Here is a 26,272-nt window from a genome sequence, read left to right as displayed (position 1 = left end):
GGGCGTACGGAGAGGGACGGGACGCACCCGCCCCTCTCCGCCGTTAAGCAGTGCTCAGAGAGCGCGGCTTCAGGAGACGCCCAGCTCCTTGGCGTTGGCCTTCAGGTCCTCGAGGCCACCGCACATGAAGAACGCCTGCTCGGGGAAGTGGTCGTACTCACCGTCGCAGATCTGGTTGAACGCGGTGATCGACTCGTCGAGCGGGACGTCCGAACCGTCGACGCCGGTGAACTGCTTGGCGACGTGCGTGTTCTGCGACAGGAAGCGCTCCACGCGACGGGCACGGTGGACGACGAGCTTGTCCTCCTCGCCGAGCTCGTCGATACCGAGGATCGCGATGATGTCCTGGAGGTCCTTGTACTTCTGCAGGATCCCCTTGACGCGCATGGCGGCGTCGTAGTGGTCCTTCGCGATGTACCGCGGGTCGAGGATGCGGGACGTCGAGTCCAGCGGGTCCACGGCCGGGTAGATGCCCTTCTCGGAGATCGGACGGGAGAGAACCGTCGTCGCGTCGAGGTGGGCGAAGGTGGTGGCCGGCGCCGGGTCGGTCAGGTCGTCCGCGGGGACGTAGATCGCCTGCATCGAGGTGATCGAGTGACCACGGGTCGAGGTGATGCGCTCCTGCAGCAGACCCATCTCGTCAGCCAGGTTCGGCTGGTAACCCACGGCGGACGGCATGCGGCCCAGCAGGGTCGACACCTCCGAACCGGCCTGGGTGTAACGGAAGATGTTGTCGATGAAGAAGAGCACGTCCTGCTTCTGCACATCGCGGAAGTACTCCGCCATGGTCAGACCGGCCAGGGCCACGCGCAGACGGGTGCCCGGGGGCTCGTCCATCTGACCGAAGACAAGGGCGGTCTTGTCGATGACGCCCGAGTCGGTCATCTCCTCGATGAGGTCGTTGCCCTCACGGGTACGCTCACCGACGCCCGCGAACACCGACACACCGTCGTGGTTGTTGGCGACGCGGTAGATCATCTCCTGGATCAGAACGGTCTTGCCGACACCGGCACCACCGAACAGACCGATCTTTCCACCCTTGACGTACGGGGTGAGGAGGTCGATGACCTTGACGCCCGTCTCGAACATCTCGGTCTTGGACTCGAGCTCGTCGAAGTTCGGGGCCTTGCGGTGGATCGCCCAGCGCTCGGTCACCTCGGAGTTGGCCTCCGGGTAGTTGAGCACCTCACCCAGGGTGTTGAAGACCTTGCCCTTGGTGAAGTCGCCGACCGGGACGGTGATGCCCGAGCCCGTGTCGGTCACCGCGGCCTGGCGGACCAGACCGTCGGTGGGCTGCATGGAGATGGTGCGGACCAGACCGTCACCCAGGTGCTGCGCGACCTCGAGGGTCAGCGTCTTGAGCGCGCCGTCCTCGGCCGGGTCGGCGACCTGGACGGTCAGCGCGTTGTAGATCTCGGGCATCGCGTCGACGGGGAACTCCACGTCGACGACCGGGCCGATGACCCGGGCGACGCGGCCCGTGGCGGCGGCCGTCTCAACAGAGGTCGTCATTACTTGTCACTCCCCGCGGTCGCGTCGGCCAGGGCGCTGGCGCCACCGACGATCTCGCTGATTTCCTGGGTGATTTCGGCCTGGCGGGCCGCGTTGGCAAGCCGGGAGAGGCTCTTGATGAGCTCTCCGGCGTTGTCGGTGGCCGACTTCATCGCGCGGCGGCGGGCAGCGTGCTCGGAGGCAGCGGCCTGCAGCAGGGCGTTGTAGATGCGGCTTTCGACGTAGCGCGGCAGCAGGGCGTCGAGGACGTCCTCCGCCGACGGCTCGAAGTCGAAGAGGGGAAGGATCTCGCCCTTCGTCCCCGTCTCCTCCGCGGCCTTGTCGAGGCTGAGCGGCAGCATCCGGTCCTCAACCGGGTTCTGCGTCATCATCGACACGAATTCCGTGAAGACGATGTGCAGCTCGTCGACGCCACCCTCGGCGGTCTCCGTGGAGACCGCCTCGATCAGGGGCGCCGCCACCCGCTTGGCGTCGGCGTAGGTCGGGCTGTCGGTGAATCCCGTCCAGCTGTCCGCGACAGTGCGCTCACGGAAGCCGTAGTACGACAGGCCCTTGCGGCCGACGATGTAGGTGTCGACCTCCTTGCCCTCGCCACGCAGCCGCTCGGTGAGGCGCTCCGCGGCCTTGATGGCGTTGGAGGAGTAGCCGCCGGCCAGACCGCGGTCGCTCGTGACGAGCAGGACCGCGGCGCGGGCCGGGGCATCCGCCTCGGTGGTGAGCGGGTGCTTGGTGTTGGAGCCGGTGGCCACCGCGGTCACCGCACGGGTGAGCTCGGTCGCGTACGGCGTGGAGGCCGCCACCTGGCGCTGCGCCTTGACGATGCGCGAGGCGGCGATCATCTCCATCGCCTTGGTGATCTTCTTGGTCGCGGTGACGGATCGGATGCGACGCTTGTAGACCCGGAGCTGGGCTCCCATGAGTCAGGTCCCTTCCGTCGTCACTTGGAGACGTTGACGGCCGGCGCGTCCTCGCCCAGGAGCTTGCCGTCCGAGGTCTCGAACTGCTGCTTGAACGTGGCGATCGAGTCGGCGATCGAGCCCAGGGTGTCGTCCGACATCTTGCCGCCCTCGCGGATCGAGGTCAGGAGCTCCTTGCGCTCACGGCGCAGGTACTCCAGCAGCTCGCTCTCGAAGCGGCGGATGTCGTTGACCGGGACGTCGTCCATCTTGCCGGTGGTGCCGGCCCAGACGGAGACGACCTGCTCCTCGGTGGGCATGGGCTGGTACTGGCCCTGCTTGAGCAGCTCGACCATGCGCTTGCCACGCTCGAGGGCGGACTTCGACGCGGCGTCCAGGTCGGAACCGAAGGCGGCGAACGCCTCCAGCTCGCGGTACTGGGCCAGGTCGACGCGGAGACGGCCGGAGACCTGCTTCATGGCCTTGTGCTGGGCCGAGCCACCGACGCGGGAGACCGAGATACCGACGTTCAGGGCCGGGCGCTGACCGGCGTTGAACAGGTCGGACTCCAGGAAGCACTGGCCGTCGGTGATGGAGATGACGTTGGTCGGGATGAACGCCGAGACGTCGTTGGCCTTGGTCTCGACGATCGGCAGACCGGTCATCGAACCGGCGCCCATGTCGTCGGAGAGCTTGGCGCAGCGCTCCAGCAGACGCGAGTGCAGGTAGAAGACGTCGCCCGGGTAGGCCTCACGGCCCGGCGGGCGGCGCAGCAGCAGCGACACGGCGCGGTAGGCGTCGGCCTGCTTCGACAGGTCGTCGAAGATGATCAGGACGTGCTTGCCGGCGTACATCCAGTGCTGGCCGATGGCGGAACCGGTGTACGGCGCCAGGTACTTGAAGCCGGCCGGGTCGGACGCCGGGGCGGCGACGATCGTCGTGTACTCGAGCGCGCCGGCCTCTTCCAGGGCGCCGCGAACGGACGCGATGGTCGAGCCCTTCTGGCCGATGGCGACGTAGATGCAGCGGACCTGCTTGTTCACGTCGCCCGAGCGCCAGTTGTCGCGCTGGTTGATGATCGTGTCGACGGCCAGAGCGGTCTTGCCGGTCTGACGGTCACCAATGATCAGCTGACGCTGGCCACGGCCGATCGGCACCATGGCGTCGACGGCCTTGTAGCCGGTGGCCATGGGCTCGTGGACCGACTTGCGGACCATGACGCCGGGGGCCTGCAGCTCGAGGGCGCGGCGGCCCTCGGTCGCGATCTCGCCGAGACCGTCGATCGGGTTGCCGAGCGGGTCGACAACGCGGCCGAGGTAGCCCTCGCCGACGGCGACGGAGAGCACCTCACCGGTGCGCTGCACCGGCTGGCCCTCCTCGATGCCGCTGAACTCGCCGAGGACGATCGCACCGATCTCGCGCTCCTCGAGGTTGAGGGCGAGACCGAGGGTGCCGTCCTCGAACTTCAGCAGCTCGTTGGCCATGACCGAGGGAAGGCCCTCGACCTTAGCGATGCCGTCGCCGGCAAGGCTGACCGTACCGACCTCCTCGCGCGAGGCCGCGTCCGGCTTGTACGACTGGACAAAGTTCTCCAGTGCGTCCCGGATCTCCTCCGGCCGGATCGTGAGCTCCGCCATCTGGGTTCCCTGCTCTCCTTGTTGGGCCTGAAGCTTCTTAGGGGTCTGGGGGCGACCCCCAGGAATCTTCTGCAAGTTCTGCACGGCCCAACCGGGCCGCTGGAAATGCTTCTTACGTTGTGGCTTGGTCAGCCGGCCATGCGGCGGGACGCCTCGGAAAGGCGCTCCGAGATGCTGCCGTCGATGAGCTCGTCACCGACCCGCACCGTGATCCCGCCGAGGACCGTCGGGTCCACGTCGAGGTTCAGGTGCATCTGGCGGCCGTACAGCTTGGCCAGGACCGCACCGAGACGCTGCTTCTGCACGTCGCTGAGCGGTACCGCGGTGGTCACCACGGCGACCATGCGGTTGCGGCGCTCGGCGGCGAGCTTGGAGAGGGACTCGAGTCCCGCTTCCAGGCTACGTCCCCGCGGGGCGGTCACCAGTCGGGTGACCAGGCGCTCGGTCGCGGCGTCGGCCTTGCCGCCGAGCAGGCTGCGCAGCAGCCCGCCCTTGGCGGAACCGGTGGCGGTACGGTCCGTCAGCGCGGAACGCAGCTCCGTGTTCGAGGCCACGATCCGGCCGAAGCGGAACAGCTCGTCCTCGACGTCGTCGAGGGAGCCGGCCTTCTGCGCGGCGGTGAGGTCGGCGGTGTCCGCCAGCTCCTCCAGCGCGTCGACCAGGTCACGGGACTGCGACCAGCGCGCCCGGACCATGCCGGTCACCAGGTCGGCGGCCTCGCCGCCCACCTGGCCGCCGAGGAGGCGGCCGGCCAGCTCGGCCTTGGCCTCGCCGGCCTGCGCCGGGTCGGTCAGGACCCGACGCAGCGACACCTCGCGGTCGAGCAGCGCGGTGACGGCGGCCAGCTCACCGGCGAGCTTCGCGACGTCGACGGACGTGTTGTCCGTCAGGGCGTCGAGACGCTCGCGCGCGGCGGCCAGCGCCTCGCGGCTCGCTCCGTTCATCGCGCGGCCTCGGCCTTCTCCTCGAGCTCGTCGAGGAAGCGGTCGATGGTCCGGCTCTGCCGGGCGTGGTCCTCGAGGGACTCGCCGACGAGCTTGCCGGCCAGGTCGGTGGCGAGCTTGCCCACGTCCTGACGCAGCGCCGAGGACGCGGCCTTGCGGTCGGCCTCGATCTGGGCGTGACCGGCGGCGACGATCTCTTCCTTCTGCCGCTGGCCCTCTGCGCGCAGCTCTTCCTTGAGCGCAGTGCCCTGCTCCAGCGCCTCCTGGCGCAGGCGCGCGGCCTCGTGGCGGGCCTCGGCGAGCTGGGCCTTGTACTGCTCCAGCACGCTCTGGGCCTCGGTCTGGGCCGCCTCGGCCTTCTCGATGCCACCCTCGATCGCCTCGCGGCGCTCCTCCAGAACCTTGTTGATGTTCGGGAGCAGCTTCTTCCACAGGAAGCCGAAGACGATCACGAAGGCGATCAGACCGATGATGAGCTCGGGGATCGGCGGGATGAGAGGGTTCTCGGCCTCTTCCGCCGCGAGCTGAACCAGCTGGTTCACATCAGTGCCTTCCGTTAATGGGTCTGTTCGCTACCGGATCAAGAGGTCGGGTAGACGAACGGCATGACCAGACCGATGAGGGCGAGCGCCTCACAGAAGGCGAAGCCGAGGATCTGGTTGGCGCGGATCAGACCGGCGGCCTCGGGCTGACGGGCGAGGGCCTGGGTGCCGTTACCGAAGATGATGCCGACGCCGACGCCGGGGCCGATGGCGGCGAGGCCGTAGCCGATCGAGCCGAGGTTGCCCTTGATTTCGACGCCAGCGGCGAGGGTCTGCGCGAGAGCGGACATGCCCGTTCTTCCTTCTCTTTCATGGACCGGTGGGGGTTGGCCACCGGACGAGTGATGGTTTGGGGGTGGGAGCCGGTCAGTGGTGCTCGGCGACGGCGCCCTGGAGGAAGCTGCAGGCCAGGAGGACGAAGACGTAGGCCTGGACAGCCTGGATGAAGAGCTCGAAGGCGGTCATCACGATGACCATCACGAACGACACACCGGCGTAGGCGATGCCGATGCCGTTCAGCAGGTACCAGCTGGCGATCGTGAAGAGCAGCAGCAGGGTGTGGCCGGCGAACATGTTCGCGAAGAGACGGACCGCGTGCGTGAAGGGGCGGACCAGCACGTTCGAGAAGAACTCGATGAGCATCACCAGCGGGAGGATGCCGCCGAGCGACTTGTCGTAGCCGGTGAGGTTCTTCAGACCGCCGACGAAGCCGTGGCGCTTGAACGTGACCGACATCCACATGACGTAGACGACCAGGGCCAGCGCGGCCGGGTAGGCGATGATCGAGGTCACGGGGAACTGGGCGAGCGGAATGATCGACCAGAGGTTCATGACCCAGACGAAGAAGAACGTCGCCACCATGAAGGGCACGTACTTCTCGCCCTCCTTCTTGCCCATCGTCTCGTAGACGATGCCGCGGCGCACGAAGTCGTACCCCGACTCGGCGACCATCTGGAGCTTCCCGGGCACGAGCTTCGGCTTGCGGAAAGCCGCCCAGAAGAATCCGACGATGACGACGGTCCCCAGCAGGGCGAGCAGCATCGTCTTGTTGAAGTAGACGTTGCTGTCCGCGTCGCCGAAGATCGGCTCGAACATGAACGAGTGCAAGCCAGGAGCCGGGAATCCACAGCCGTCGAAGATGTGGCAATCGGTCTCGAAGGCGAGCACCTGCGTCGGGTCAGCACTCACCGCGGGCTCCTTCAGCGTGGCGCATAGGTACGGCAACCTCGTTGTGTCGGCGCGGCGCGGGGCCGCGATTCGGCACTGGACTGGTCTTACGGATGTGGGGGCGGCTGGCAGGCATTGAGCCTCGCGATTGAGCAGGCGTCAGCTCAGATGCCCGCGCCCGCGATGCCGCAGTTGGCACCGGACGATAGCAGGAACCCGAACGCGCACTTATCCCGCCCCTACCCTTCACGTCGCGGGCCCCGCGTTTTCGGGCTTTCGCCCGCGGCGGCGTCGGGATCGACGTAGAGGATTTTGGCCTTCATGTGCGCACGGGCCTGGGCGGCGATCCACGCGAGGGTGGTGACGACCAGGGTGATGGCGAAGGACCGGGGATTGAACAGCGTCGTGTCCTTGAACACGGCGACGAACACGAAGAGTACGAGCAGCTGAACCGTGTAGAGCGCCAGGCCCATCATCTGGAAAAGCTGCGGGAACGACTTGGCGATCCACTGCAGGATCGCCATTCCGCTTCCCATGAAGAGGATCACGATCACCGCCCCCACGACGGCACCGAGCGCGCCCTTGCCGCCGGCGACCACACCGCTGACGGCCGCGGCGATGGCGCCGACGGCAGCGGTGGGCACGACGGCGTGCAGGAGTGATCTGGCGTCATTCCGCATGACGGGTTGCTCCGCGTGGTGGTGGGGGTGGTGCACGGGGGTGTCGTGCCGAGCACGAGCGTAAGCCCGGTCCGAGATCGAGCCTCGGGCCAATGGACCGTCGCACTACGGTCCTTCGGCTCTGTCGCCGGGTTTAGTGAACGGTATCACAAACTATTTGATGAGGTCTTTACCTGGTCGGTGTGCTGACTGTCACACATGAGAGCTAATCCGCGCGTCTGTGCACAATGCCCCATCAGTTTGTGTGCTATAGGGCCGTGATGTCCTAAACGTCAGCGCGATGAACCGGCCTTACGCCGGTCGGGGAACCGCGAACGGGGGCCCACCGCGGTCGCTCCGTTGACGCCCGAGACCCCGGCCGCGACCGGCGTCCGCGCCTCCTCCTCGGCCTCCGCCTCCCGGGCGGCGGCCTCCGCGGCCCGCTCCGCGTGCCGGTAGCGGGGCGGCACCAGGCTCTCCGCCCAGCGCGGCGCCCGCGGCGTGAACCGCGGCAGCAGGAGCAGGACCAGCCCCACCGCGCTCAGCGCGACCAGCGCCAGCACGATCCACATCGAGGCGGAGTGGACCGAGTAGGCCACCGCCCCGAAGGCGATCAGCCCCGACCAGAAGTACATGATCAGCACGGCCCGGCTGTGCGAATGACCGATCTCCAGCAGCCGGTGGTGGAGGTGCCCGCGGTCCGCCGCGAACGGCGACTGGCCCTTCCAGGTGCGCCGGACGATCGCCAGCACCAGGTCCGCCATCGGGATCGCGATGATGGTCAGCGGCAGCAGCAGCGGGATGAAGACGGGCAGCATCGCGTGGGTGGCGTTGCGCTCGCCGCCGGCCCACAGGGCCATCGCGTCCGGGTCCACCTGGCCGGTGATCGAGCAGGCGCCGGCGGCCAGCACCAGACCGATGAGCATCGAGCCGGAGTCGCCCATGAAGATCCGCGCCGGGTGCATGTTGTGCGGCAGGAAGCCCAGGCACATGCCCATCAGGATGGCGGCGAAGAGGGTGGCCGGGGCCGCGGCCTCGATGCCGTACCCGTACCAGATCCGGTAGGAGTACATGAAGAACGCCGCGGCGGCGATGCACACCATGCCGGCCGCCAGGCCGTCGAGTCCGTCGACGAAGTTCACCGCGTTGATGGTGATCACCACCAGCGCGACGGTGAGCAGGTTGCCCTGCCACTGGGTCAGCGAGACCGTCCCGATCCCCGGGATCGGGATCCACAGGATGGTCAGGCCCTGCATGACCATGACTCCGGCGGAGATCATCTGGGCGCCGAGCTTGATCAGGGCGTCGATCTCGAACTTGTCGTCGAGGACGCCGACCAGCCAGATCAGGGCGGCCCCGGAGAGGAGCGCACGCGGTTCGTTCGACAGCTCGAAGACGCCGTTGAGGTTGTCCAGGTGGTCGGCGACCAGCAGTCCCGCGCACAACCCGCCGAACATCGCGATCCCGCCGAGCCGCGGAGTGGGCTCGCGGTGCACGTCGCGGGCGCGGATCTCCGGCATCGCACCGGCCGCGATGGCGAACTTCCGCACCGGTCCGGTCAGCAGGTAGGTCACCGCGACCGTGACGCACAGCGTCAGCAGGTATTCACGCACGGGCTGCCCCAGATGTATCGCCGGCCATCTCAGCCCCACACATTAGCTGCGATGTCCCCCGCTGAGAGGACATACCGGGGGGCGCCCATGGTTGCAGAGCGGCTTCAGCCGGACTCCGGCGAGGGGTACGGCGGGAAGCGCCGGGCCAGCTCGGACACGTCCGCGCGGACCTCCGGACCGCCCCTCAGAGCCGCGCCGAACAGCGCCGCGATCCGCGTCATCTCCGCCTCGCCCATGCCCTGCGTGGTCACCGCTGCCGTGCCCAGCCGGATGCCGCGCTGGTTGCCGTAGGGCAACGCACAGGTGTCGAGCACCAGGCCGGCGGCGGCCAGCCGGCCCCGGGCGGCGGGCCCGTCGAGCCCCAGCGGGGCCGGGTCGGCGGTGATCAGATGGGTGTCGGTGCCGCCCGTGGTGACGGCCAGTCCCTGGTCCGCGAGGGCCGCCGCGAGAACCCTCGCATTGGTGACGACCTGATGGGCGTACGCGGTGTACCCGGGGGTGGCGGCCTCCCCCAGCGCGACCGCCTTCGCCGCGATGGTGTGCATCTGGGCGCCGCCCTGGGTGAAGGGGAAGACGGCCCGGTCGATCCGGGCGGCCAGCTCCTCCCCGCACAGCAGCATCCCGCCGCGGGGACCCCGCAGGACCTTGTGGGTGGTCGCGCAGACCACGTCCGCGTACGGCACCGGGCTGGGCGCGGCGCCCCCGGCGACCAGGCCGATCGGATGGGCCGCGTCCGCGATGAGGTAGGCGCCCACCTCGTCGGCGATCTCCCGGAAGGCCAGGTAGTCGGGGTGCCGGGGGTAGGAGATGGAGCCGACGACGATGGCCTTGGGGCGGTGCTGCCCGGCGAGCGCCCAGACCTCCTCGTAGTCGATCAGGCCGGTCTCCGGGTCCAGCCCGTACCCGACGAAGTCGAACCAGCGGCCGGAGAAGTTGGCGGGCGAGCCGTGCGTGAGGTGGCCGCCGTACGGCAGGCCCAGCGCCAGCACGGTGTCGCCGGGGCGCAGGAGGGCCGCGTAGGCCGCCAGGACGGCCGCGGAGCCGGAGTGCGGCTGGACGTTGGCGTGTTCGGCCCCGAAGAGGGCGGTGGCCCGCTCACGGGCGATCCGCTCGGCGACGTCGACGTACTCGCAGCCGCCGTGGTGCCGGGCGCCCGGGTAGCCCTCGGCGTACTTGTTGGCCAGCGGCGAGCCCAGCGCGGCCAGCACCGCCGGGGAGGTGAAGTTCTCCGCGGCGATCAGCTGGAGGCCGTCCGCCTGCCGCCGGGCCTCGCCGAGCAGCACGTCGGCCAGCTCGGGGTCCTGCCGGCGCAGCGCGTCGAAGTCCGGGGCCCACTGCCGGTGGGCCTGTTCCTGAGCCTGTGTGACGGTCATGACGCGTCTCCGGCGCTGGGGGAAGGTACGCCCACTCTAGGCCGCACCTCACGCAAACGCACCGGAAAGGGACAGAGACCCCCGCGCGCTGCCCCCGCGCTACTGCCGCGCGCCCACGCCCGTGAGCGCCGTCACGACCGGGTCCAGGGCGACCTGGATCTCGTCGCCGATGGAGCGGAAGAAGGAGATCGGCGCACCGTACGGGTCGTGCACCTCGTCGGCCTCCAGGCTGGGGGCCAGCAGCCAGCCGCGCAGCGCGGCGGCGGCCCGCACCAGCGCCCGGGCCCGCTCGACCATGCCGTCGTCCAGCGGCGGGAGGGTGGCCGGGTCTATCGCCCGGACCAGGCGGGTGAACTCCTTCAGCGTGAAGGTGCGCAGGCCCGCCGAGTGGCCCATGGAGATGACCTGGGCCCGGTGGTCGCGGGTGGCGGTCAGCACCAGGTCGGCGCGGATGACGTGCTCGTCGAGGAGTTCCCGGCCGATGAAGCCGCTCGGGTCCGCGCCCAGCTCGCCCAGGACGGTCGCCGCGTGCGCCTCCATGGGCGCGCCCTCGTGGCCCCAGGTACCCGCGCTCTCCACGATCAGGCCGCCCACCAGCGGGTCGCCGAGCCGGTCCACCAGGGCGTGGCGGGTCAGCCGCTCCGTGATCGGGGAGCGGCAGACGTTGCCGGTGCTGACGTGAAGGATGCGGAAGCTGGTACCCGCTATGCCACGGCCCTCAGGGCTCACGGCGCCACCTCGAGGTCGGGTACGACCTCCCGCAGCTGCTGCGCGGTCAGGGCGCCTTCCCGCAGCAGGACGGGCACCTTGCCGGTCACGTCGACGATGGAGGAGGGCTGGATGCCGGGGGTGGGCCCGCCGTCGAGGTAGACGGAGACGGAGTCGCCCAGCATCTCGCGGGCCGCGTCGCAGTCCTCCGGGGCCGGGTGGCCGGAGAGGTTGGCGGAGGACACGGCCATCGGGCCGACCTCGGTCAGCAGCTCGATCGCGACCGGGTGCAGCGGCATCCGGACGGCCACCGTGCCGCCGGTCTCGCCGAGGTCCCAGGCCAGCGACGGCTGGTGCCGGGCGACCAGGGTCAGCGCGCCCGGCCAGAAGGCGTCGACCAGCTCCCAGGCGTGCTCGGAGAAGTCGGTGACCAGGCCGTGCAGGGTGTTCGGGGAGCCGATGAGCACGGGCGTGGGCATGCTGCGGCCCCGGCCCTTGGCGCGCAGCAGGTCGCCCACCGCCTCCGGGCTGAACGCGTCCGCGCCGATCCCGTACAGGGTGTCCGTGGGCAGCACGACGAGCTCGCCCCGGCGCACGGCCGAGGCGGCCTCGCGCAGACCGGTCTTGCGGTCCGTGGCGTCGTTGCAGTCGTATCGCCGGGCCATCAGCGGGGCTCCAATTGCGGGGTGGTCGGGGCGGGCGCGGGCATCGCCGGGGATGCCGCGCGGGGTGCGGACGTCGCGCGGGGCGCGGTCGTCCTCGGGGCGGGTGCGGCCGCGGTCACGGCATCGCCTTGCGGGCGGTGGCGAACCGGGGCCGGTTGTTCAGGTCGGGGTGGTCGGCCGCGTCGGCCCAGCCCCGCTCCTCCGCGAAGATCCACGGCACCTGCCCGCCCTGGGTGTCGGCGTGCTCGATGACGACGACCCCGCCGGGCCGCAGCAGCCGGTGCGCGGTGCGCTCGATGCCGCGGATGGTGTCGAGCCCGTCCTCGCCGGAGAAGAGGGCCATCTCCGGGTCGTGGTCGCGCGCCTCCGGGGCGACGTACTCCCATTCGGTGAGCGGGATGTACGGCGGGTTGGAGATGACCAGGTCCACCTGGCCGTCCAGCTCCGGCAGCGCGGTGAGCGCGTCGCCCTGGTGGACGGTGACCCGGGAGCCGGCGGCGTTCTTGCGGGTCCACACCAGGGCGTCGTCGGACAGCTCGACGGCGTGCACCCGCGAGCGGGGCACCTCCTGCGCCATGGCCAGCGCGATCGCGCCGGAGCCGGTGCACAGGTCCACGATCAGCGGCTCGACCACGTCCATGGCGCGCACGGCGTGTATGGCCCAGTCGACCACGGACTCGGTCTCCGGCCGGGGCACGAAGACCCCGGGGCCCACCTGGAGCTCCAGGTAGCGGAAGAAGGCGCGCCCGGTGATGTGCTGCAGCGGTTCGCGGGCCTCCCGGCGCGCCACCGCCTCCCAGTAGCGCGCGTCGAAGTCCGCGTCCTTGACGGTGTGCAGCTCGCCCCGTTTGACGCCGTGGACGAAGGCGGCCAGCTCCTCCGCGTCGAAGCGCGGTGAGGGCACGCCCGCGGCGGCCAGCCGCTGGGTGGCCTGGGCCACCTCCGCGAGCAGCAGGTTCACGCTTCCTCCAGCGAGTCCGTACGAGGTGTTACTGAGCGCGGGCTACTGCGCGGCCGCGAGCTTCGCGGCGGAGTCGGCGTCGACACAGGCCTGGATGACCGCGTCGAGGTCGCCGTCGAGGACCTGGTCGAGGTTGTACGACTTGAAGCCCACCCGGTGGTCCGAGATCCGGTTCTCCGGGAAGTTGTACGTACGGATCTTCTCGGAACGGTCGACGGTGCGCACCTGGCTGCGGCGCGCGTCGGCGGCTTCCTGCTCGGCGGCCTCCTGGGCGGCGGCCAGCAGCCGCGAGCGCAGGATGCGCATGGCCTGCTCCTTGTTCTGGAGCTGGCTCTTCTCGTTCTGGCAGGAGGCGACCACGCCGGTCGGCAGGTGCGTGATGCGCACGGCCGAGTCGGTGGTGTTGACGGACTGGCCGCCGGGGCCGGAGGACCGGTACACGTCGATGCGCAGGTCGTTCTGGTTGATCTCGACCTCGACCTCCTCGGCCTCGGGGGTCACGAGGACACCGGCGGCGGAGGTGTGGATGCGGCCCTGGGACTCGGTGGCGGGCACGCGCTGGACGCGGTGCACCCCGCCCTCGTACTTCAGCCGGGCCCAGACGCCCTGGCCGGGCTCGGTCGCGCCCTGGCCGCCCTTGGTCCTCACGGAGACCTGGACGTCCTTGTAGCCGCCGAGCTCGGAGTCGGTGGAGTCGATGATCTCGGTCTTCCAGCCCACCCGCTCCGCGTACCGCAGGTACATGCGCAGCAGGTCGCCGGCGAACAGGGCGGACTCGTCGCCGCCCGCGCCGGCCTTGATCTCGAGGAGGACGTCCTTGTCGTCGCTGGGGTCGCGCGGGACCAGCAGCAGCCGGAGCTTCTCGGTCAGCTCCTCGCGCTGTGCGGTCAGCTCCTTGACCTCGGCGGCGAAGTCCGGGTCGTCGGCGGCGAGCTCCTTGGCCGTCTCGATGTCCTCACCGGCCTGCTTCCAGGCGCGGAAGGTGCCCACGATGGGGGTCAGCTCCGCGTAGCGCTTGTTGAGCTTGCGCGCGTTGGCCTGGTCGGAGTGGACCGACGGGTCGGCGAGCTGCTTCTCGAGGCCGGCGTGCTCGCCGACCAGTTCCTCGACCGCCTCGAACATCGGGGGACTCCTGGAGTGAAGGTACGAAAGGGCTGCGGGGCCGCAGCCGCCGGGGGGAAGTGCGGTGCGGGACGAGAAAGGCGCCGGTCGGGCCGCCCCCGAGAAACAGGGGGCAGCCGGCGACCGGCGCCGTGGCTCGCTACTTCTTGGAGCCGGCAGCCTTGCCGAAGCGGGCCTCGAAGCGGGCCACGCGGCCACCGGTGTCGAGGATCTTCTGCTTGCCCGTGTAGAACGGGTGGCACTCGGAGCAGACCTCGGCACGGATGGTGCCCTCGGTCAGGGTGCTACGGGTGGTGAACGACGCGCCGCAGGTGCAGCTGACCTGGGTCTCGACGTACTGGGGGTGGATCTCGCGCTTCAAGGTGTCTCCTAGTTTCGGGAGGGCGCCGGGTCGCAGGCGGCGGAATTGCACGCTGCGTGAACCGGGGCCGACGTACCAGTCTGCCAGGACGGGGACGCCTGTCAAAATTCTCGGGACGCACTGGTCAACCGCACGGGAGCCGGAGGTATTCCACGGGCCCGCGATGATCTTCGGGCGGCTATTCCTTGACGATGCCGCCGGCCGAGCCCTTGTCGCCGGCGGAGTTCTCGGTGACCGAGGCGGGGACCGGGAGGTCCCGCCGCAGCGCCTCCCAGACCTGCCGGGACTCCTTCTCCAGCGGGACCACGCGGTTGGGGTCGATCGCGTCGGCGCCCACCGGCAGGGTGATCATGTGCATGTCCTTGGCGTCGATGCCGGACAGCCCGGAGGCGAAGCCCGTGAGCGACTTCACGTCGCCGAGCTTGCGGTCGGTGGTGATCGCCTTGGTGGCGGTGTCGGCCACCTCCAGGAGCTTCTTCGGGTCGTCGAACACCCCGATCCCCTTGACCTGCTTGATCAGCGCCTTGATGAAGGCCTGCTGGAGCTGTATTCGGCCCAGGTCGCTGCCGTCCCCGACGGACTTGCGGGTGCGTACCAGGCCGAGGGCCTGTTCGCCGTTGAGCCGGTGGTCGCCGGCCTGCAGGTCGAGGTGGCTGGCGTGGTCCTTGATGGGCTTGGTGGTGGTGATCTCCACCCCGCCGAGCTTGTCGATGATCTGCTTGAAGCCGGTGAAGTCGACCTCGAGGTAGTGGTCCATGCGGATGCCGGACATCTTCTCGACGGTCTTGACCGCGCAGGCGGGGCCGCCGACGGTGAAGGACTCGTTGAACATCTGGCGCTCGCCGCCGGGGTCGGTCTTCCCGTCCGGGGTGGTGCACGACGGTCTGGTGACCAGCGTGTCCCGGGGTATGGAGACCACGGTCGCCTTCTTGTGGCCCTCGTAGAGGTGCACGATCATCGCCGTGTCGGAGCGGGCCGAGCCGCCGTCGTCGGCGCCGTACTGGCGGTTGGCGCCCGAGCGGGAGTCGGAGCCGAGGACGAGGATGTCCATGGAGCCGTTGTCCACGTCGGCCGGGCGGTCGTCGCCCAGGGCCGCGTCGATGTCGACGCTCTTCAGGTTGCCGTTGAACTTGACGTAGACGTACCCGAGCCCGGCGCCGCCGAGGACCACCACTCCGGCCACGCTCCAGGCGACCAGCGTGAACGCCCTGCGGCGGGTGGTCTGCGGCTTGCGGCGCCGGCCCTTGGCGCGGCCGCTGCTGTCCTCGGTCATGCTCTCCTCGTCTCGCCGTCCCCGGTGCTGCTCTTACCCCTCCCGTGGCCCGTCAACAGAGACGGGCGCTGCGGCAAAAGGGTTGCATGACGCGCCGCGCCCGCCGGACGGGTCCGGCGGGCGCGGCGTTATGGGGCGAGGAGTCCGTTATCGGCCTGATACCCGTTCCTCACCTGGGGTTTAACCGAAGAGGTCGTAGCCCTTCCAGCCGGTTCCCAGGGCGGTTCGTGTGGCGAAGGTCGCACTGCCGGTGGCACCGGTCCCCTTGTAGAGCCACAGGGTGCCCGCGGGATCCCGGGCCAGCAGGTCGGCCCGGCCGTCGCCGCTCACGTCCCCGACCGTCACCAGCCGGTCGTACGCGTTCCAGCCCCCGCCGACCTTGACCCGGGGGGCGAAGGCGGCGGTGCCCGCCGCGCCGGTCCCCGGGTAGAGCCACAGGATGCCGGCCGCGTCGCGGGCCACCAGGTCGGTCTTGCCGTCGCCGGTCAGGTCGCCGTGGCCGCGGACCATGCCGTACGCCGACCAGCCCGGGCCGACCAGGACGCCGCCGCCGAAGGTGCCGTCGCCCTTGCCCGGGTAGGCGTAGAGGTTGCCGCTCGCGGTGACGGACAGCAGGTCGGGCCGGTCGTCGCCGGTCACGTCGCCGGGGGCGAGGACCTGGCGGCGGGTGCCCCAGCCGGTGAGGACCTTGGTGTGCGTCCAGGCGCCGCCGGCCGGCCGGTGCGACCAGTAGAGCGCGCCGTCGGTGTTGCGGCGGACCACGTCCTGGGTGCCGTCCCGGTCCAGGTCGCTCTGGAGGATCAGGTTCGCGGTGGCCGCGGTGCCCCAGGCGCCCTGCCGCGTGAGGGAGACCGTGGAGCCGGCCTTGGTCTGGAAGGGGAAGACCGAGTCGCTGGCCGAGCCGCGGGCCAGCAGGTCGGCGACGCCGTTCCCGCTCCAGTCGGCGTCGTAGACCTGGGCCCGGATGGGCCCGGCGAAGCTGGTGACCTTGGCGTAGACGCCGTAGGCACCCTCCTCCACGCAGTCCGTCACGCCCCAGGAGACCAGGCCGATCAGGCGGCCGCCGCGGACCAGCGGGCCCCCGGAGTCGCCGTTGCAGGCGGTGTTCGTACCGCGGTCCTGGCCGCTGGCCGGCGTACCGGCGCAGAACATGTGCCCCTTGACCAGGCTGTCGCCCCAGAAGCCGGCGGCGCAGGTCTGGTCGGAGACCAGCGGCAGGTCGGCGCGCTTGAGGCTGGGCGAGAGGTCCTCGGTCTCGGAGGTGTAGCGGCCCCAGCCGTAGACGGAGGCGGTGGCGCCGCTCCGGTACTCGGCGGTGTCGGTGCTCCGGGCGATCGGCAGGTTCGGGACCGCGACCGGCGCGGAGAGCGTCAGCACCGCCACGTCGTTGTCGAAGGTCGCCGGGTCGTACTTCGGGTGGCGCCACTGCCGCCTGACCGTGCGGTGGCTGCCGCCGTGCCAGTCGACGGTCTTGTCCTTCCGGACCGTCGGCAGGTCGCCGGCGCCGACGACGACGAAGCTGTCCAGGGTCCAGTCGAGCCCGTCCACGCAGTGCGCAGCGGTGACGATCTTGGTCGGGCTGACCACGGCGCCGCCGCAGAAGAAGCCCAGGTCGTCGTCGGGGTCCTTGGTGTCGTTGTCGTCCAGGTAGTGCAGCTGCGCCATCCAGGGCGCGCCCGCGATCCCCTGGCTCCCGCCGCCGATGATCATCGGGGCGGCGTCGCGGGCACCGGCCTTCTGGCCGTGCCGCTCGCGGGCGGCGTACGCGGCGGCCACCTGGGCGTCGGCCGGGTTCCCGGCTGCGGTGGTGCCGGCACCACCGGCGGCGGAGGCGGCCGGGGCGGCACCGAGGGCGGTGGCCAGGCCGGTGGCGGCCAGGGCGAGCGCGGCGGCGGCGCGGGCACCGCGCGGGCGGATGCGTATGCGGGTCAGGGCTCGTACTCCTTGCTGGACGACGGGAAGCGGCCCGGCGCCAGAAGGCACCGGGCCGCATCCTCGATCGCGGGCGGGCTGCGATCAGATGTGCGAGTTCAGAATCTTCGCGTAGGTCGAAACCTTGGCGTACACCGGGTAGGAACCCTTGTAGACGCAGTTGACCGCGACCCACGAAGTGATGCCCACGACGCGGCCGTTGACGATCAGCGGGCCGCCCGAGTCACCGTTGCAGGTGGAGTGGGTGCCGGAGTTCTGACCGCTGGCCGGGTAGCCGGCGCAGACCATGTGGCCCGAGACGAACTTCCACTGCCAGAAGCTCTTGCAGGTGGCGTTCGAGCGCATCGGCTGGGTCGTCCTGCGCAGCGTCGACGAGAGGTTGTCGCTCTTCGACGAGGTGCGGCCCCAGCCCAGAACGGTGGCCTTGGTGCCCGCGCGGTAGGACTTGGTGTCCGAGGAGGACGTGATCTTGATCGGCTTGATGCGGGTCGACTTGGCGAGCGTCAGCACCGCCACGTCGTTGTCGATCATGTCCTTGTTGTACTTCGGGTGCGACCACTGGCCCGAGACCTTGTACGGCGTGCCGCCGTGGAGGCTGCCGTCGATGATGTGCGTGGCGCCGAGGACGACGACGCCCCGGGTCTTCCACTTGCGGCCCGCGACGCAGTGCGCGGCGGTGAGGATCTTGCGCGGGCCGACCACGGAGGCCGAGCAGAAGTAGCCGTCCGCGGAGGTGTCGGTCCGGCGGACCCAGATCTGGGCCATGAACGGGTAGCTCTTGATGCTGACCTTGGTGCCGCCGATGATCATCGGCGAGGCCTTCGGCTGCTTCGCCTTGGCGTCCGCGAGCATGACCTTGACCAGCTCGTCGGTGCTGGGGTCGGCGGCGGTGGCCGCGGCGGCCGGCTTGACCGGCGCGGGGGTCACGGCACCGGCCGGGGCGGCGACGGTGGCGACCAGGCCGATGGCGACGGCGGCCGTGGCGCCCGAGAGGGCGACGCGGTTGCGCAGGGACTTCAGAGAAAACACTCAATCTCCCCGTTGAAGGTGTCTGTCTGGCACCCGGGGAGACGACGGTGCGCACTCCCCCGAGGTGCGGCACCGGTGATCTTATGTCATGCACATGGCTGAAAACGAATCGTTTCCGGAACGGGGGGAAAACCCTGACAGTTGAGCATTTGTCACCTAATCAAGGCCGCTTAAAGAGTGGCGGAACCGCGCCACCGGTCCCGCGCCAGGGACCCGAAAACAGCACCGCCCCGTCACCGGAGTGACGGGGCGGTGCTGAAGACGCTCACGGAGTAAGGAACGGTTCCGCTTCTGCGCTCGTCCTGTTCCGTTCGGACCTCGAACCGGGCGGGCCCGGATCAGTCGTCGTTCTTGGACGACGGGGTCGTCTTGGCGATCTGCATCAGGAACTCGGCGTTCGACTTCGTCTGCTTCATCTTGTCGAGCAGCAGCTCGATCGCCTGCTGCGAGTCGAGCGCGTGCAGCACCCGGCGCAGCTTCCAGACGATGCTGAGCTCCTCGCTGTTGAGGAGGATCTCCTCCTTGCGGGTGCCCGACGGGTCGACGTCGACGGCCGGGAAGATGCGCTTGTCGGCGAGCTTCCGGTCGAGCTTGAGCTCCATGTTGCCGGTGCCCTTGAACTCCTCGAAGATCACCTCGTCCATGCGCGAGCCGGTCTCGACCAGCGCGGTGGCCAGGATGGTCAGCGAGCCGCCGTCCTCGATGTTGCGCGCCGCACCGAAGAAGCGCTTCGGCGGGTAGAGCGCGGTCGAGTCGACACCACCGGACAGGATGCGGCCGGAGGCGGGCGCCGCGAGGTTGTACGCGCGGCCCAGACGGGTGATGGAGTCCAGCAGGACGACCACGTCGTGCCCCAGCTCGACCAGGCGCTTGGCCCGCTCGATGGCCAGCTCGGCGACCGTGGTGTGGTCCTCGGCCGGGCGGTCGAAGGTCGAGGAGATGACCTCGCCCTTGACCGACCGCTGCATGTCGGTGACCTCTTCCGGACGCTCGTCGACCAGGACGACCATCAGGTGGCACTCGGGGTTGTTGTGCGTGATCGCGTTGGCGATGGCCTGCATGATCATGGTCTTACCGGTCTTCGGCGGGGCCACGATGAGACCGCGCTGGCCCTTGCCGATCGGCGACACGAGGTCGATGATCCGGGTGGTCAGCACGCCCGGGTCGGTCTCCAGGCGGAGCCGGTCCTGCGGGTACAGCGGGGTGAGCTTGTTGAACTCGGGGCGGCCCCGGCCCGACTCCGGCTGCATGCCGTTGGCGGAGTCCAGGCGCACCAGCGCGTTGAACTTCTCGCGGCGCTCGCCCTCCTTCGGCTGCCGCACGGCGCCGGTGACGTGGTCACCCTTGCGCAGGCCGTTCTTGCGGACCTGGGCGAGGGAGACGTACACGTCGTTCGGGCCGGGCAGGTAGCCGGAGGTCCGGATGAACGCGTAGTTGTCGAGGATGTCGAGGATGCCCGCGACGGGGATCAGCACGTCGTCGTCGGCGACCTGCGGCTCGTTGGCGCCGAACTCCTCGCGGCCACGACGGCCACGACGGTCGCGGTAGCGGCCCCGACGGCCGCGGCGGCCGCCCTCGTCGTCGAAGTCGTCCTGCGGGCCGTTGTCGCGCTGCTGCTGCTGGGCCTGGCCGCGGCCGCCCTGCTGCTGGCGCTGGCCGCCCTGGCCCTGCTGGCCGCCGCCCTGCTCGCCGTCCTTGCCGCGCTCACGGCGCTCGCGCTGACCGCGCTCGCCCCGCTCGCCGCGCTCACGGCGCTCGCCGCGGTCCCGGCGGGTGCGGCCCTCGGCGCCGTCCTGCTGCGCGGAGGCGGCCGTGGCGGCCTCGGCCTTCGCGTCGGCCGGAGCCTCGGTACGGGCCTCGGCGGGCGCGGCGGCCTGCTCGGCACCGGCGGGGCTGCCCGCGGCGGCGGTGGCGCGACGGCGGCGGCGCTCGCCGGCCGGCGCGTCGTCCGAGGCGGGCTGCCCCGGGATGTCGATCTGCTGCTGGGCGACCGCCTTCTCGGCGCGGGTCTCACCCGCGGCGGCGGCCGGCGCCTCGGCCGCACGGGCCTTGGCGGTGGTGCGGCGCTTCGGCTTGGCCTCGGCGGCGTCGCCGGCGTCGGCGCTCTTGGCGGGGGCGCTGCCGCCACCGGCCTGCGCCTCCTTGATGACGTCGATCAGCTGGCTCTTGCGCATGCGCGCGGTGCCCCGGATACCGAGGCCCGAGGCGACCTGCTGCAGCTCGGCCAGGACCATGCCCTCGAGGCCGGTGCCAGCGCGGCGGCGCTTGGGGGTAGCAGCACCCGCGGGCGCGCTGGTGTCGACACTGGTGTCGGCAGCGCCCATCAGATCGGTGGTGTCGCTCACGAAGGGTCCTTCCCTGGAGCGGACGTCGGCCTGTCTGGCTCGGCGACCGGTTGTGCTGTCCGGCCTCGGTCCCTTGACTGTGGACCGTGCCGGGGCGGTGGTCCGCCGAAAGAGGTACGGCGGAGGAAAACGTGCAGGGGTTCCGGCGAGAAGCCCCCCAGCTGGAAGCGTGGGAATGTCACGCCGATTCCGGAGCGTGCTCGAAACTGCCTGGCAGTGATCAAAGCAGTTGGGGAGGCTCCCGGAAGAAAGGTGGTCCCGGATGGGGACACTGAGCACCGAGCCACGACGGCTTCGGATGCGTACTTGAGGTTAACACTACCGGATCCAACAGACATTCCCCCTCTCACTCACCGGCAATCGCGCCCTTCCCACAGAGCGGTACCAGCTCGGACCTAGCCCGCGAGCGGCAAAACGCTCGCTCCCGCGGCGTCGAGCGGCAGCCGGTCGGCCGCCCAGCCCTCCCCCGCGAGCAGCGCGACCTTGTCGGCCGTGCCGTGATCGGCCAGCGCGAGGACCGTGGGGCCCGCGCCGGAGATGACCGCCGGGACGCCGTCCGCGCGCAGTCGGTTGACCAGGGCCACGCTCTCCGGCATGGCCGGCTGGCGGTACTCCTGGTGGAGGCGGTCCTCGGTGGCCGGCAGCAGCAGCTCGGGGCGCCTGGTCAGGGCCTCGACGAGCAGTCCGGCCCGGCCGGCGTTGACCGCGGCGTCGACGTGCGGGACGTTGCGCGGCAGCAGGCCGCGGGCGGTCTCGGTCAGCACGGGCTTGCTGGGCACGAAGACCACCGGAACGACGGAATCCGCAGGATCCATCCTGATCGCCCGGGCCGAGCCCCCGTCCATCCAGGCGAGCGTGAAGCCGCCGAGCAGGCAGGCGGCGACGTTGTCGGGGTGGCCCTCGATCTCGGTGGCCAGCTCCAGCAGCGCCTTGTCGTCGAGCTTCGCGTCGCCGCCTATGGTCACGGCGCGCGCGGCGACGATGCCGGCGCAGATGGCGGCCGACGAGGAGCCCAGGCCCCGGCCGTGCGGGATGCGGTTGGCGCAGACCACTTCGAGGCCGCGCGGCTGGCCGCCCAGCAGGTCGAAGGCGGTGCGCATGGAGCGGACGAGCAGGTGGCGCTCGTCGCGGGGCAGGCCCTCGGCGCCCTCGCCCGCGATGTCGATGTTCAGGCCGGAGTCGGCCACCCGGACGACCACGTCGTCATAGAGCCCCAGGGCGAGGCCCAGGGCGTCGAAGCCCGGGCCGAGGTTGGCGCTGGAGGCGGGGACGCGCACCCGTACGGCGGCGGCGCGGAACGCTGGACCGGCCATCGTCAGATGACACTCCTTGTGACTGTGCGAGGGGTTCGCGGTGAATGTACTTGAAGACGTACGACATCCGAAGGCCTCGGGGGCAGCACCGCAGGCATATGCGTGTGGGGCGGATGTAAGTACAGCCTATCGAAGGAAGGTTCTGTCGCGACATAGGGCGCACAGGAGGCGCACGATGCGTGTCGCGAGCCTCCTGCGCCTCTTTGCCGTACTACGCCACGGCTTGACGCGTTATGCGGGCCAGGCCGGGGTGTCCGTACGGACGGGTCCCGGTCCGGCGGCGGGGCCGGGTCCGGAGCTTCCTCCGGACCCGGCCGCCACCTCAGACCAGGCCGAGCCGGACGGCCGCGGCCTCGGCGTCCACGGGCACCGTGACCGGCTGCGGAGCGCCCGCCACCGCCCAGTCGGGGTCCTTGAGGCCGTTGCCGGTGACGGTGCACACGATCTTCTGGCCCGGGTCGACCAGGCCCGCCTCGGCGGCCTTGAGCAGACCCGCTACGGAAGCGGCCGAGGCCGGCTCGACGAAGACGCCCTCCTGCGAGGCCAACAGCCGATAGGCGGCCAGGATCTGGCGGTCCGTCACCTCGTCGATGAAGCCGCCGGACTCCTCGCGGGCGGCCAGCGCGTACTCCCAGGAGGCCGGGTTGCCGATCCGGATCGCGGTGGCGATGGTGTGCGGCTCCTTGACGACCTCGCCGCGCACGATCGGCGCCGAACCGGAGGCCTGGAAGCCCCAGATGCGCGGCGTCCGGCCGGCCAGGCCGTCCGCCTTGTACTCCTTGAAGCCCTTCCAGTACGCGGTGATGTTGCCCGCGTTGCCCACCGGCAGGACGTGCACGTCGGGCGCGTCGCCGAGGGCGTCGACGATCTCGAAGGCGGCGGTCTTCTGCCCCTCGATGCGCACCGGGTTGACGGAATTCACCAGCGCGACCGGGTAGTTGTCGGACAGCGCGCGGGCCAGGTCGAGGCAGTCGTCGAAGTTGCCGTCCACCTGGAGGATCTTGGCGCCGTGCACCAGCGCCTGGCCCATCTTGCCCAGGGCGATCTTGCCGCGCGGCACCAGCACCGCGCTGACCATGCCCGCGCGGACCGCGTAGGCGGCGGCGGAGGCGGAGGTGTTGCCGGTGGAGGCGCAGATGACGGCCTTCGCCCCCTCCTCCTTGGCCTTGGTGATGGCCATGGTCATGCCGCGGTCCTTGAAGGACCCGGTGGGGTTCGCCCCCTCGACCTTGAGGTGCACCTCGCAGCCGGTGCGCTCGGAGAGGACCTGGGCCGGTACGAGCGGAGTGCCACCCTCGCGGAGCGTCACCACGGGAGTCGCGTCCGTGACCGGCAGCCGGTCCCGGTACTCCTCGATGATGCCTCGCCACTGATGGGTGCGATTGCTGCTCATGGGTCCTTTACTCCCCTTCAACACGCATGATGCTGGCGACACCGCGGACGGTGTCGAGCTTGCGCAGGGCCTCGACGGTGCCGGTGAGGGCGGCGTCGGGTGCGCGGTGGGTGACGACGACGAGGGAGGCCTCGCCGTCCTTGCCCTGCTGCCGGACGGTGTCGATCGAGACGCCGTGCTCGGCGAAGACCGTGGCCACCTGGGCGAGGACACCCGGCTTGTCCGCCACATCGAGGCTGATGTGGTAGCGGGTGACGACCTCGCCCATGGGGCTGACCGGCAGCTGGGTGTAGGCCGACTCGCCGGGCCCCGTTGCCTCGGCGAGCTTGTTGCGGCAGACGGCGACCAGGTCGCCGAGGACCGCGGAGGCGGTCGGCGAGCCGCCCGCCCCGGGACCGTAGAACATCAGCCGCCCGGCCGCCTCGGCTTCCACGAAGACGGCGTTGTATGCCTCGCGGACGGAGGCCAGCGGGTGGCTGAGCGGGATCATCGCCGGGTGCACGCGGGCGGTGACGGACTCGCCGTCGGCGGCCCGCTCGAGGATCGCCAGGAGCTTGATGGTGCAGCCCATCCGCTTGGCGGAGGCGAAGTCGGCGGCGCTGACCTCGGTCATGCCCTCGCGGTACACGTCGTCCAGCCGGACCCGGGTGTGGAAGGCGATGCCGGCCAGGATCGCGGCCTTGGCGGCGGCGTCGTAGCCCTCGACGTCGGCGGTCGGGTCGGCCTCGGCGTACCCGAGCGCGGTGGCCTCGTCCAGCGCCTCCTGGTAGCCGGCGCCGGTGGAGTCCATCTTGTCGAGGATGAAGTTGGTCGTGCCGTTGACGATGCCCATCACGCGGTTGATCTTGTCGCCCGCCAGGGACTCGCGCAGCGGCCGGACCAGCGGGATCGCGCCGGCCACGGCGGCCTCGTAGTAGAGGTCCAGCCCGGCCGCCTCGGCCGCGGCGTGCAGCGCGGCGCCGTCCTGGGCGAGCAGGGCCTTGTTGGCCGAGACCACCGAGGCGCCGTTCTCGAAGGCGGTGGTGATCAGAGTGCGGGCCGGCTCGATGCCGCCGATGACCTCGATGAAGACGTCGATGTCCCCGCGTTTGACCAGGGCGGTCGCGTCGGAGGTGATGAGCTCCGGGTCGATGCCCTCACGGACCTTGGACGCCCGGCGCACCGCGACGCCGGCGAGTTCGACGGGCGCGCCGATCCTGGCTGTCAGATCGTCGGCGTGCGTCGTCATGATGCGCGCCACCTCTGAGCCGACCACTCCACAGCCCAGCAGCGCCACCTTCAGCGGACGCGTACGCATCATGTCGACCTACGCCTTTCGTCAAGAACCGGCCTGCTCGTGCGGGTCCGGTGTGCACCAGTCTCACAAACTGGACAGGAGTTTCCATCACCTGTCCAGATCGCGAGACGTCTATTTCATTTATCCGAGGTCGAGACGCAGGAGATCTTCCTCCGTCTCGCGCCGGACGATCACGCGCGCCGCTCCGTCGCGGACCACGACCACGGGCGGGCGCAGCGCGTGGTTGTAGTTGCTCGCCATCGAGCGGCAGTACGCCCCGGTGGCGGGCACCGCCAGCAGGTCGCCGGGGGCCAAGTCGGCGGGCAGGAAGGCGTCCCGGACGACGATGTCCCCGCTCTCGCAGTGCTTGCCGACCACACGGGACAGCATGGGCTCCGCGTCGGAGCTGCGCGAGACGAGCGACACGCTGTAGTCGGCGTCGTAGAGGGCGGTGCGGATGTTGTCCGACATGCCGCCGTCGACGCTCACGTACGTCCGCAGGCCCTCCAGCGGCTTGACGGTGCCGACCTCGTACAGGGTGAAGGCGGTGGGGCCGACGATCGCCCGGCCCGGCTCGACCGAGATCCGGGGGGTGCGCAGTCCGGCGGACTCACACTCCCGGGTGACGATCTCGTGGAGCGCCTTGGCGATCTCGTGCGGCTCGCGGGGGTCGTCCTCGGAGGTGTAGGCGATGCCGAGGCCGCCGCCGAGGTCGATCTCGGGGAGCTCGACGCCGTGCTCGTCGCGGACCGTGGCGAGCAGCTGGACGACGCGGCGGGCGGAGACCTCGAAGCCGGCCATGTCGAAGATCTGCGAGCCGATGTGCGAGTGGATGCCGACCAGCTCGAGGCTCTCGTGGCCGAGCGCCCGGCGGACGGCCTCGGCGGCCTGCCCGCCGGCCACCGCGATGCCGAACTTCTGGTCCTCGTGGGCGGTGGCGATGAACTCGTGGGTGTGCGCCTCGACGCCGACCGTGACGCGGATCTGGACCCGCTGGCGGACCCCGAGCCCGGCGGCCACGTGCGCGACCCGGGCGATCTCCTGGAAGGAGTCGAGGACGATCCGCCCGACGCCCGCCTCTACGGCCCGGTGGATCTCGGCGACGGACTTGTTGTTGCCGTGGAAGGCGATCCGCTCGGCGGGCATCCCGGCGGCCAGCGCCGTGGTCAGCTCGCCGCCGGAGCAGACGTCGACGTTCAGCCCCTCCTCCTTCAGCCAGCGCACGACCGCCTTGGAGAGGAAGGCCTTCCCGGCGTAGAAGACGTCGGCGTCCGGGCCGAAGGCGTGCGCCCAGGCACGGCAGCGCTCGCGGAAGTCGGTCTCGTCGAGGAAGTACGCGGGGGTGCCGAACTCCTCGGCCAGCTTGGTCACTTCGATCCCGCCGACGGTCACGACCCCGTCCTCGCCACGGCGCACGGTCCGCGACCAGACCTTCTCGTCGAGGGCGTTCAGGTCGGCCGGCGGCGCGGTGTAGTGGCTCTCGGGGAGTACGTCACCGTGGCGGGGGCCTGCGGGATGTGCGGAACGGCTCATGGTTGCTGGCTCTTTCTC

General features: G+C 70.4%; 23 protein-coding genes. All 23 read right to left on the bottom strand.

Features of this window, described 5'->3' with window-relative positions; genetic code table 11:
• Positions 1-69 precede the first annotated feature (69 nt).
• The 23 genes from atpD to lysA all read right to left on the bottom strand — a co-directional run bounded on the left by atpD (position 70) and on the right by lysA (position 26,254).
• The gene (gene atpD / locus AB0O40_RS20065; RefSeq protein WP_365043089.1) at positions 70-1,512 is read right to left on the bottom strand and encodes a F0F1 ATP synthase subunit beta; all 1,443 of its coding nucleotides are present in this window, start codon (positions 1,510-1,512) and stop codon (positions 70-72) included.
• Entirely contained in the window at positions 1,512-2,429 is a 918-nt protein-coding gene (locus AB0O40_RS20060) for a F0F1 ATP synthase subunit gamma (protein WP_365043086.1), read from the bottom strand. Before AB0O40_RS20060 ends, atpD begins: the two co-directional genes overlap by 1 nt.
• Before the next feature lie 20 nt (positions 2,430-2,449).
• The gene (gene atpA, locus AB0O40_RS20055) at positions 2,450-4,045 is read right to left on the bottom strand and encodes a F0F1 ATP synthase subunit alpha (RefSeq protein WP_365043083.1); all 1,596 of its coding nucleotides are present in this window, start codon (positions 4,043-4,045) and stop codon (positions 2,450-2,452) included.
• Positions 4,046-4,173: 128 nt separating this feature from the next.
• Positions 4,174-4,989 (bottom strand): F0F1 ATP synthase subunit delta, encoded by an 816-nt coding sequence (locus tag AB0O40_RS20050; protein ID WP_365043080.1) that lies wholly within the window; start codon positions 4,987-4,989, stop codon positions 4,174-4,176.
• Entirely contained in the window at positions 4,986-5,531 is a 546-nt protein-coding gene (locus AB0O40_RS20045; RefSeq protein ID WP_365043077.1) for a F0F1 ATP synthase subunit B, read from the bottom strand. The genes AB0O40_RS20050 and AB0O40_RS20045 overlap by 4 nt, the downstream gene beginning before the upstream one ends.
• 38 nt (positions 5,532-5,569) lie before the next feature.
• Positions 5,570-5,821, bottom strand: a complete 252-nt coding sequence (locus tag AB0O40_RS20040; RefSeq protein WP_018535366.1) for an ATP synthase subunit C — start codon at positions 5,819-5,821, stop codon at positions 5,570-5,572.
• 76 nt (positions 5,822-5,897) lie between these two features.
• Positions 5,898-6,734, bottom strand: coding sequence for a F0F1 ATP synthase subunit A (gene atpB, locus AB0O40_RS20035; protein WP_365043124.1), 837 nt, complete (start codon positions 6,732-6,734; stop codon positions 5,898-5,900).
• 203 nt (positions 6,735-6,937) lie between these two features.
• On the bottom strand, positions 6,938-7,378 hold the full coding sequence (locus AB0O40_RS20030) for a hypothetical protein (RefSeq protein WP_365043074.1): 441 nt from the start codon (positions 7,376-7,378) through the stop codon (positions 6,938-6,940).
• Positions 7,379-7,650: 272 nt separating this feature from the next.
• On the bottom strand, positions 7,651-8,982 hold the full coding sequence (locus AB0O40_RS20025) for an MraY family glycosyltransferase (protein ID WP_365043122.1): 1,332 nt from the start codon (positions 8,980-8,982) through the stop codon (positions 7,651-7,653).
• A 92-nt stretch (positions 8,983-9,074) separates the two neighbouring features.
• On the bottom strand, positions 9,075-10,343 hold the full coding sequence (gene glyA / locus AB0O40_RS20020) for a serine hydroxymethyltransferase (protein ID WP_365043071.1): 1,269 nt from the start codon (positions 10,341-10,343) through the stop codon (positions 9,075-9,077).
• Positions 10,344-10,442: 99 nt separating this feature from the next.
• Positions 10,443-11,072: a protein-tyrosine-phosphatase gene (locus AB0O40_RS20015; protein WP_365043068.1), complete on the bottom strand. Its 630-nt coding sequence runs from the start codon at positions 11,070-11,072 to the stop codon at positions 10,443-10,445.
• Entirely contained in the window at positions 11,069-11,716 is a 648-nt protein-coding gene (locus AB0O40_RS20010) for an L-threonylcarbamoyladenylate synthase (protein WP_365043065.1), read from the bottom strand. Before AB0O40_RS20010 ends, AB0O40_RS20015 begins: the two co-directional genes overlap by 4 nt.
• Before the next feature lie 115 nt (positions 11,717-11,831).
• Positions 11,832-12,677, bottom strand: coding sequence for a peptide chain release factor N(5)-glutamine methyltransferase (gene prmC / locus AB0O40_RS20005; protein ID WP_365043062.1), 846 nt, complete (start codon positions 12,675-12,677; stop codon positions 11,832-11,834).
• Positions 12,678-12,719: 42 nt separating this feature from the next.
• Positions 12,720-13,799 carry a peptide chain release factor 1 gene (gene prfA, locus AB0O40_RS20000; protein ID WP_365043059.1) on the bottom strand — a complete coding sequence of 360 codons (1,080 nt, stop codon included), beginning with the start codon at positions 13,797-13,799 and terminating at the stop codon, positions 12,720-12,722.
• A gap of 139 nt (positions 13,800-13,938) precedes the next feature.
• Positions 13,939-14,160, bottom strand: coding sequence for a 50S ribosomal protein L31 (gene rpmE / locus AB0O40_RS19995; RefSeq protein WP_365043056.1), 222 nt, complete (start codon positions 14,158-14,160; stop codon positions 13,939-13,941).
• A gap of 178 nt (positions 14,161-14,338) precedes the next feature.
• Positions 14,339-15,433: an LCP family protein gene (locus tag AB0O40_RS19990; RefSeq protein ID WP_365043053.1), complete on the bottom strand. Its 1,095-nt coding sequence runs from the start codon at positions 15,431-15,433 to the stop codon at positions 14,339-14,341.
• Positions 15,434-15,613: 180 nt separating this feature from the next.
• The gene (locus AB0O40_RS19985; protein ID WP_365043050.1) at positions 15,614-17,416 is read right to left on the bottom strand and encodes a trypsin-like serine protease; all 1,803 of its coding nucleotides are present in this window, start codon (positions 17,414-17,416) and stop codon (positions 15,614-15,616) included.
• A gap of 33 nt (positions 17,417-17,449) precedes the next feature.
• Positions 17,450-18,394, bottom strand: coding sequence for a serine protease (locus tag AB0O40_RS19980; protein WP_365043047.1), 945 nt, complete (start codon positions 18,392-18,394; stop codon positions 17,450-17,452).
• 338 nt (positions 18,395-18,732) lie between these two features.
• Positions 18,733-20,739 (bottom strand): transcription termination factor Rho, encoded by a 2,007-nt coding sequence (rho, locus tag AB0O40_RS19975; RefSeq protein ID WP_365043044.1) that lies wholly within the window; start codon positions 20,737-20,739, stop codon positions 18,733-18,735.
• A 395-nt stretch (positions 20,740-21,134) separates the two neighbouring features.
• Positions 21,135-22,052, bottom strand: coding sequence for a homoserine kinase (gene thrB / locus AB0O40_RS19970; RefSeq protein WP_365043041.1), 918 nt, complete (start codon positions 22,050-22,052; stop codon positions 21,135-21,137).
• Between the two features lie 322 nt (positions 22,053-22,374).
• The gene (thrC, locus tag AB0O40_RS19965) at positions 22,375-23,445 is read right to left on the bottom strand and encodes a threonine synthase (RefSeq protein WP_365043038.1); all 1,071 of its coding nucleotides are present in this window, start codon (positions 23,443-23,445) and stop codon (positions 22,375-22,377) included.
• A gap of 7 nt (positions 23,446-23,452) precedes the next feature.
• Complete coding sequence (locus AB0O40_RS19960; RefSeq protein WP_365043036.1) at positions 23,453-24,745, bottom strand: homoserine dehydrogenase; 1,293 nt, start codon at positions 24,743-24,745, stop codon at positions 23,453-23,455.
• 117 nt (positions 24,746-24,862) lie between these two features.
• A complete protein-coding gene (gene lysA / locus AB0O40_RS19955) occupies positions 24,863-26,254 on the bottom strand; it encodes a diaminopimelate decarboxylase (protein WP_365043033.1) in 1,392 nt (463 codons plus the stop codon).
• Positions 26,255-26,272 lie beyond the last annotated feature (18 nt).

It is taken from the genome of Streptomyces sp. NPDC089919 (assembly GCF_040684615.1).
Lineage (GTDB): Bacteria > Actinomycetota > Actinomycetes > Streptomycetales > Streptomycetaceae > Streptomyces.
Note: the sequence above shows the minus strand (reverse complement) of the source record. Positions and strands in the feature narration are given on the sequence as shown.

Excerpts from the sequence above, each read along its gene's own strand:
- prfA (WP_365043059.1), bottom strand. The coding sequence starts at position 13,799 with ATGTTCGAGGCGGTCGAGGAACTGGTCGGCGAGCACGCCGGCCTCGAG.
- lysA (WP_365043033.1), bottom strand. The coding sequence starts at position 26,254 with ATGAGCCGTTCCGCACATCCCGCAGGCCCCCGCCACGGTGACGTACTC.
- AB0O40_RS20040 (WP_018535366.1), bottom strand. The coding sequence starts at position 5,821 with ATGTCCGCTCTCGCGCAGACCCTCGCCGCTGGCGTCGAAATCAAGGGC.
- AB0O40_RS19960 (WP_365043036.1), bottom strand. The coding sequence starts at position 24,745 with ATGATGCGTACGCGTCCGCTGAAGGTGGCGCTGCTGGGCTGTGGAGTG.
- AB0O40_RS19990 (WP_365043053.1), bottom strand. The coding sequence starts at position 15,433 with ATGACCGAGGACAGCAGCGGCCGCGCCAAGGGCCGGCGCCGCAAGCCG.
- thrC (WP_365043038.1), bottom strand. The coding sequence starts at position 23,445 with ATGAGCAGCAATCGCACCCATCAGTGGCGAGGCATCATCGAGGAGTAC.
- atpA (WP_365043083.1), bottom strand. The coding sequence starts at position 4,045 with ATGGCGGAGCTCACGATCCGGCCGGAGGAGATCCGGGACGCACTGGAG.
- AB0O40_RS20050 (WP_365043080.1), bottom strand. The coding sequence starts at position 4,989 with ATGAACGGAGCGAGCCGCGAGGCGCTGGCCGCCGCGCGCGAGCGTCTC.
- AB0O40_RS20060 (WP_365043086.1), bottom strand. The coding sequence starts at position 2,429 with ATGGGAGCCCAGCTCCGGGTCTACAAGCGTCGCATCCGATCCGTCACC.
- glyA (WP_365043071.1), bottom strand. The coding sequence starts at position 10,343 with ATGACCGTCACACAGGCTCAGGAACAGGCCCACCGGCAGTGGGCCCCG.
- AB0O40_RS20030 (WP_365043074.1), bottom strand. The coding sequence starts at position 7,378 with ATGCGGAATGACGCCAGATCACTCCTGCACGCCGTCGTGCCCACCGCT.
- atpD (WP_365043089.1), bottom strand. The coding sequence starts at position 1,512 with ATGACGACCTCTGTTGAGACGGCCGCCGCCACGGGCCGCGTCGCCCGG.
- AB0O40_RS20010 (WP_365043065.1), bottom strand. The coding sequence starts at position 11,716 with ATGGCCCGGCGATACGACTGCAACGACGCCACGGACCGCAAGACCGGT.
- thrB (WP_365043041.1), bottom strand. The coding sequence starts at position 22,052 with ATGGCCGGTCCAGCGTTCCGCGCCGCCGCCGTACGGGTGCGCGTCCCC.